This is a genomic window from Mycobacterium sp. (assembly GCF_019243155.1).
Taxonomy (GTDB): domain Bacteria; phylum Actinomycetota; class Actinomycetes; order Mycobacteriales; family Mycobacteriaceae; genus Mycobacterium.
In genome coordinates, this window is sequence record NZ_JAFAUS010000191.1 from 1 (window position 1) to 5,680 (window position 5,680).

Genomic DNA, 5,680 nt, shown 5'->3' on the forward strand with positions numbered 1-5,680 from the left:
GGCCTGCGAACGGGTCATCAGGGCCACGACGCTGCGGCCCACCTCGACCGAGGTCTGCGGTCCGGCCGCCACGACGGTGCCGGCGACCGCGAGACCGCCGACCTGCGGCAGCCGCACCCCGCCGACGCGGGTCTCCGCCTTGTTGTAGACACCTAGCCGTTCGCGGATGTCGGGAAAGTTGACACCGATGGCCGCGGTCTGCACGAGCAGCTGTCGCGGGCCCGGCTCCGGGTCCGGAAGCTGCACGTAATCAAGGACTTCCGGGCCGCCGAAGCGTTCGTATCTGATTGCCTTCATTCGCGACTCACAGCCATTGGGTTCGGTGAACGAACTTACCGATTTTGAGTATACGGTTCGGTGACCGAACCGACAAGAGTAGAGTGGATGTTATGGCACTGCCCCGCGAGTATCCGGCCGAGAGCTGCCCCATCGCGCGGTCGCTGGAGATCGTGGGCGAGCGCTGGACCTTGCTGATCGTCCGTGACGCCTTCTACGGGGCACGGCGGTTCAGCGACTACCACAATCACCTGGGCATCCCGAAAGCCGTTCTCGCCGAACGGTTGACGTTCCTGGTTGACGAGGGTGTGCTGACCAAACAGACGAGCGAGTACCAGTTGACGGCCAAGGGCGAGGAGCTGTGGCCGCTGGTCTGGTCGATGATCACGTGGGGCAACGAGAACTATGTCCAGAAGCCGAGCCGACGGACCTACCGGCACACGGACTGCGATGGCCTCATCGGACCGGATCGCGTCTGCCAACGGTGTGAGCGGGTCCCCGACGTCGCGGATATCGTCACGCACCCGCCACGCCGGCCGCGTGGAGGAGTTCGCGACGATCCGGTCAGCCTCGCGCTGAGCCGGCCGCACCGGATGCTGGATCCGATCTAGCTCAGCCCCAGCGCGCCAGTAGCTCTTTGGTCCGGCCCGACAGCGCGGCCTGCAAGAACGGGCCGAAGCTGATGCGCCCGACACCCAGCGGCCCGAACGAGGCCGGGTCGTCCTGGTCGGGCAGCGCGATGGCGTTGACCGGTAGTATCAGCTCAGTCGTCAAGCGGCGCAAGGTATCCGGATCGTGCCGGCCCACGGGGTAGAGGACATCCGCGCCGGCGGCGGCGGCCTTGTTCAGGCGTGCCACCGCCCGCTCGACGCGATCCGACTCGTCGCCGTCCTGCCGCAGGAACAGGTCCGTGCGCGCGTTGACGACCACATGCACACCGGCCGCGTCGGCGGCCGCGCGCAGCGCACCGACCAGTTCGGCATGTTCGTCGGCCGACCGCAGCCGCTTACCCTCCGAGTGGACGGTGTCTTCGATGTTGAGCCCGACGGCGCCCACGCTCAGCAGGCCCTCGATCAGGCGGTCCGCCGGCTGCCCATAGCCGGACTCGATGTCCACCGACACCGGGACGTCGACAGCGGTGGTGATCTGCGCGACGCGGGTGAGCACGTCGTCGAACGCCATGCCTTCGTTGTCGAGCTTGCCGATCGAGTCCGCCATCGGATGGCTGCCGACGGTGAGTGCGACGAACCCGGCACCGGTGGCGAGCCGCGCGGACCACGCGTCCCATACGGTCGGCAGCACCACCGGGTCTCCCGGCCGATGCAGTTTCAGCAGTGTCGTGGCGCGCTGAGCCGGTGTGCTGTCACGTGTCATGGATAGTCACTTCCCGTCACCGAGCTTCGTCGTCGAAGACATCTGGCGTGTGCGGTGGATAGTATCGAGGGCATACTGTGATCCGAAACACCTTCGAGGAGATCCGTTGTCCAGCTTCACCGACACGACCGAACTTTCCGAACTCCACGACCTGATCTTGGGACTTCGGCGGTGCGTGGGCTCGTTGAAGGCGCGATACGGCGACAGCCCGGCGATGCGGCGCATCGTAATCGACGCCGACCGGATTCTGTCGGACGTCGAATTACTCGATACCGATGTTTCGGAATTAGACCTGGCTCGCGCTACCGTGCAGCAATCCGGGGAAAAGATCGCCATTCCGGATACCCAGTACGACAGCGAATTCTGGCGCGATGTCGATGACGAAGGTGTCGGCGGTCACAACCGCTCGTAACAACTTAAGCCCCCCCGATTAAGAGGGGCTCTCTCTGTGTACCCTTCGACCTACAGCCCGTTCGAAGAGGAACATTAGATGAGCGCACCTACGGCGAACCGTCCTGCGTCCGGCGTCTTTTCACCGACCCGCGCCCGAATAGCGCAGAGAACGCTTCGCACCGACCGTTGGTGGTTGTCCCCACTGAGGATCGACCTCGGCTTTGCCGCATTCGTCATTTACGCGACGGCGCGCGCATTCCAACAGGACTATTTCTTCGTCCCGAAGTACCACTACCTGACGCCGTTCTACTCCCCTTGCCTCAGTAAGGCTTGCGGTGAGGCCGGCGACATCTGGCCGCAGTTCTTGCCCGACGTGTGGTGGCTGCCGTACGCGGCGCTGTCACTGCCGTTCCTGCTGCTGTTCCGGTTGACTTGCTACTACTACCGCGGCGCCTACTACCGCACGGTGTGGCAGTCGCCCACCGCCTGCGGTGTGGCCGAGCCCCGTGCGCACTACACGGGCGAGACCCGGTTCCCGCTGATCGTCCAGAACACCCACCGGTACTTCTTCTACATCGCGGTCATCATCTCGGTGATCAACACCTACGACGCGATCGTCGCGTTCCACTCCGACTCCGGCCCCGGCGGCTTCGGTTTCGGCCTCGGCAACGTGATCCTGGTTGTCAACGTCGTCATGCTGTGGGTGTACACGGTGTCCTGCCACTCCTGCCGGCACGTGACCGGCGGACGGCTCAAGCACTTCTCCAAACACCCGGTGCGCTACTGGATCTGGACTCAGGTCAGTCGCCTGAACACGCGGCACAAGCTCTACGCCTGGATCACGCTGGGCACGTTGATGCTGACCGACTTCTACATCGCACTGGTGGCCAGCGGCACCATCCAAGACTTGAGATTCATTGGCTGACAAGCCAATTCACCGAATAGCTTAGCGAGGGTTTCATGGTTGAGGTCGAGCGGCACTCCTACGACGTTGTCGTCATCGGTGCCGGCGGCGCGGGTCTGCGCGCGGTCATCGAAGCGCGTGAGCGGGGCCTGCGCGTCGCCGTGGTGTGCAAGTCGCTGTTCGGTAAGGCCCACACGGTGATGGCCGAGGGCGGCTGCGCGGCGTCGATGGGCAACACCAACCCGAAGGACAACTGGAAGACCCACTTCGGCGACACCATGCGCGGTGGGAAGTTCCTCAACAACTGGCGGATGGCCGAATTGCACGCCAAGGAAGCCCCGGACCGCGTCTGGGAGCTGGAGACCTACGGCGCGCTGTTCGACCGTCTCAAGGACGGCAAGATCAGCCAGCGCAACTTCGGTGGCCACACCTATCCGCGGCTGGCACATGTGGGTGACCGCACCGGCCTGGAGCTCATCCGCACCATGCAGCAGAAGATCGTCTCGCTGCAGCAGGAGGATTTCGCCGAGCTCGGCGACTACGACGCGCGCATCAGGGTCTTCGCCGAATGCACCATCACCGAGCTGATCAAGGACGGTGACGCGATCGCCGGGGCGTTCGGCTACTGGCGCGAAAGCGGAAAATTCGTCCTGTTCGAGGCCCCCGCGGTGGTGCTGGCCACCGGCGGCATCGGCAAGTCGTTCAAAGTGACCTCGAACTCCTGGGAGTACACCGGCGACGGCCACGCCCTGGCGCTGCGCGCCGGCGCGACCCTGATCAACATGGAGTTCGTCCAGTTCCACCCGACGGGCATGGTGTGGCCGCCCAGCGTGAAGGGGATCCTGGTCACCGAGGGTGTCCGCGGCGACGGCGGAGTCCTGAAGAACTCCGACGACAACCGGTTCATGTTCGACTACATCCCGGCGGTGTTCAAAGGTCAGTACGCCGAGACCGCCGACGAGGCCGATCAGTGGCTCAAGGACAACGACTCGGCCCGCCGCACGCCGGACCTGCTGCCCCGCGATGAGGTCGCGCGCGCGATCAACTCGGAGGTCAAGGCCGGCCGCGGCACCCCGCACGGCGGGGTCTACCTGGACATCGCGTCCCGGTTGACGCCCGAGGAGATCAAGCGCCGGCTGCCGTCGATGTACCACCAGTTCAAGGAACTGGCCGGGGTCGACATCACCAAGGAGCCAATGGAAGTCGGGCCCACCTGCCACTACGTGATGGGCGGCGTCGAGGTCGACGCCGACACGGGTGCGGCCACCGTCCCCGGGCTGTTCGCGGCCGGCGAGTGCTCCGGCGGCATGCACGGCTCCAACCGGCTGGGTGGAAACTCGCTGTCGGACCTCCTCGTCTTCGGCCGACGCGCCGGCCTGGGAGCCGCCGACTACGTGCGGGCGCTGTCCAGCCGTCCCGCGGTCTCGACCGACGCGATCGACACGGCGGCGCGCCGGGCGCTGGCCCCCTTCGAGACGCCGGCCGACGCCGCGACCGCCGAGAACCCGTACACGCTGCAGCTCGAGCTGCAGCAGTCGATGAACGACCTGGTCGGCATCATCCGCAAGTCGGAGGAGATCACCGAGGCCCTGGGCCGGCTCGAGACGCTGCGCGAGCGGTTCAAGAACATTCACGTCATCGGGCAGCGCGAGTACAACCCCGGCTGGAACCTCGCCATCGACCTGCGCAACATGCTGTTGGTCAGCGAATGTGTCGCCAAGGCGGCGCTCACGCGGACCGAGAGCCGGGGTGGGCACACGCGCGACGACCACCCGGGCATGGACTCGTCGTGGCGCAAGGTGCTGCTGGTCTGCCGCGCCGCCGGCGGTGACGAAGTCATTCCCGACATCAGCGTGACCCGTGAAGACCAGGTTCCGATGCGGTCCGACCTGCTGGATCTCTTCGAGATCTCCGAGCTGGAGAAGTACTACACCGACGACGAGCTGGCCGACCACTCAGGACGGAGAGGCTAATGAGCTACAACGCGACCATGAAGGTCTGGCGCGGCGACGACGACGGCGGTGCGCTTCAGGACTTCACTGTCGAGGTCAACGAGGGCGAGGTGGTGCTCGACATCATCCACCGCCTGCAGCAGACCCAGACGCCCGACCTGGCTGTGCGGTGGAACTGCAAGGCCGGCAAGTGCGGATCGTGCTCGGCCGAGATCAACGGCAAGCCGCGGCTGATGTGCATGACCCGGATGTCGACGTTCGCCGAGGACGAGGTCGTGACCGTGACGCCGCTGCGGACCTTCCCGGTGATCCGCGACCTGGTCACCGACGTCTCGTTCAACTACGAGAAGGCGCGCGAGATCCCGTCCTTCGCGCCGCCGAAGGATCTGCAGCCCGGCGAGTACCGGATGGCGCAGGAAGATGTCGCGCGCTCGCAGGAGTTCCGCAAGTGCATCGAATGCTTCCTGTGCCAGAACGTGTGTCACGTCGTCCGCGACCACGAGGAGAACAAGAAGTCGTTCGCGGGTCCGCGTTTCCTGATGCGCATCGCCGAGCTGGAAATGCACCCGCTGGACACCCGTGACCGCCGCAACGACGCTCAGGAAGAACACGGGCTGGGCTTCTGCAATATCACCAAGTGCTGCACCGAGGTGTGCCCGGAGAGCATCAAGATCACCGACAACGCGCTGATCCCGATGAAAGAGCGGGTCGCCGACCGCAAGTACGACCCCATCGTGTGGCTGGGCAACAAGCTGTTCCGTCGCTAGCGCGAAAACCCAAC

The 5,680-nt window shown here is 65.3% G+C and carries 6 protein-coding genes and 1 pseudogene; 5 read left to right on the plus strand and 2 right to left on the minus strand.

Annotation, left to right across the window (positions count from 1 at the left end):
* A pseudogene (locus JOZ00_RS09325) lies at nucleotides 1-297 on the minus strand (hypothetical protein); the annotation flags it as partial.
* Between the two features lie 92 nt (nucleotides 298-389).
* Here JOZ00_RS09325 and JOZ00_RS09330 point away from each other — a divergent pair.
* The gene (locus JOZ00_RS09330; RefSeq protein ID WP_293342884.1) at nucleotides 390-887 is read left to right on the plus strand and encodes a helix-turn-helix domain-containing protein; all 498 of its coding nucleotides are present in this window, start codon (nucleotides 390-392) and stop codon (nucleotides 885-887) included.
* Between the two features lies 1 nt (nucleotide 888).
* On the opposite strand, the gene JOZ00_RS09335 is transcribed toward JOZ00_RS09330, so the two are convergent.
* Nucleotides 889-1,650, minus strand: coding sequence for an isocitrate lyase/phosphoenolpyruvate mutase family protein (locus JOZ00_RS09335; RefSeq protein ID WP_293342887.1), 762 nt, complete (start codon nucleotides 1,648-1,650; stop codon nucleotides 889-891).
* A gap of 106 nt (nucleotides 1,651-1,756) precedes the next feature.
* Between JOZ00_RS09335 and JOZ00_RS09340 the strand changes: the two genes are divergently transcribed.
* The 4 genes from JOZ00_RS09340 (at nucleotide 1,757) to JOZ00_RS09355 (ending at nucleotide 5,666) form a co-directional block, all read left to right on the plus strand.
* Nucleotides 1,757-2,062 (plus strand): hypothetical protein, encoded by a 306-nt coding sequence (locus JOZ00_RS09340; protein WP_293342890.1) that lies wholly within the window; start codon nucleotides 1,757-1,759, stop codon nucleotides 2,060-2,062.
* Nucleotides 2,063-2,140: 78 nt separating this feature from the next.
* Nucleotides 2,141-2,968 carry a hypothetical protein gene (locus tag JOZ00_RS09345; protein ID WP_293342892.1) on the plus strand — a complete coding sequence of 276 codons (828 nt, stop codon included), beginning with the start codon at nucleotides 2,141-2,143 and terminating at the stop codon, nucleotides 2,966-2,968.
* Between the two features lie 35 nt (nucleotides 2,969-3,003).
* Nucleotides 3,004-4,920, plus strand: a complete 1,917-nt coding sequence (locus JOZ00_RS09350) for a fumarate reductase/succinate dehydrogenase flavoprotein subunit (protein WP_293342895.1) — start codon at nucleotides 3,004-3,006, stop codon at nucleotides 4,918-4,920.
* On the plus strand, nucleotides 4,920-5,666 hold the full coding sequence (locus JOZ00_RS09355) for a succinate dehydrogenase/fumarate reductase iron-sulfur subunit (protein ID WP_293342898.1): 747 nt from the start codon (nucleotides 4,920-4,922) through the stop codon (nucleotides 5,664-5,666). Before JOZ00_RS09350 ends, JOZ00_RS09355 begins: the two co-directional genes overlap by 1 nt.
* Nucleotides 5,667-5,680: the final 14 nt, after the last annotated feature.

Bases quoted from the DNA above. Each gene is read 5' to 3' on its own strand.
- JOZ00_RS09335 (WP_293342887.1), bottom strand. From the start codon at position 1,650: ATGACACGTGACAGCACACCGGCTCAGCGCGCCACGACACTGCTGAAA.
- JOZ00_RS09345 (WP_293342892.1), top strand. From the start codon at position 2,141: ATGAGCGCACCTACGGCGAACCGTCCTGCGTCCGGCGTCTTTTCACCG.
- JOZ00_RS09330 (WP_293342884.1), top strand. From the start codon at position 390: ATGGCACTGCCCCGCGAGTATCCGGCCGAGAGCTGCCCCATCGCGCGG.
- JOZ00_RS09355 (WP_293342898.1), top strand. From the start codon at position 4,920: ATGAGCTACAACGCGACCATGAAGGTCTGGCGCGGCGACGACGACGGC.
- JOZ00_RS09350 (WP_293342895.1), top strand. From the start codon at position 3,004: ATGGTTGAGGTCGAGCGGCACTCCTACGACGTTGTCGTCATCGGTGCC.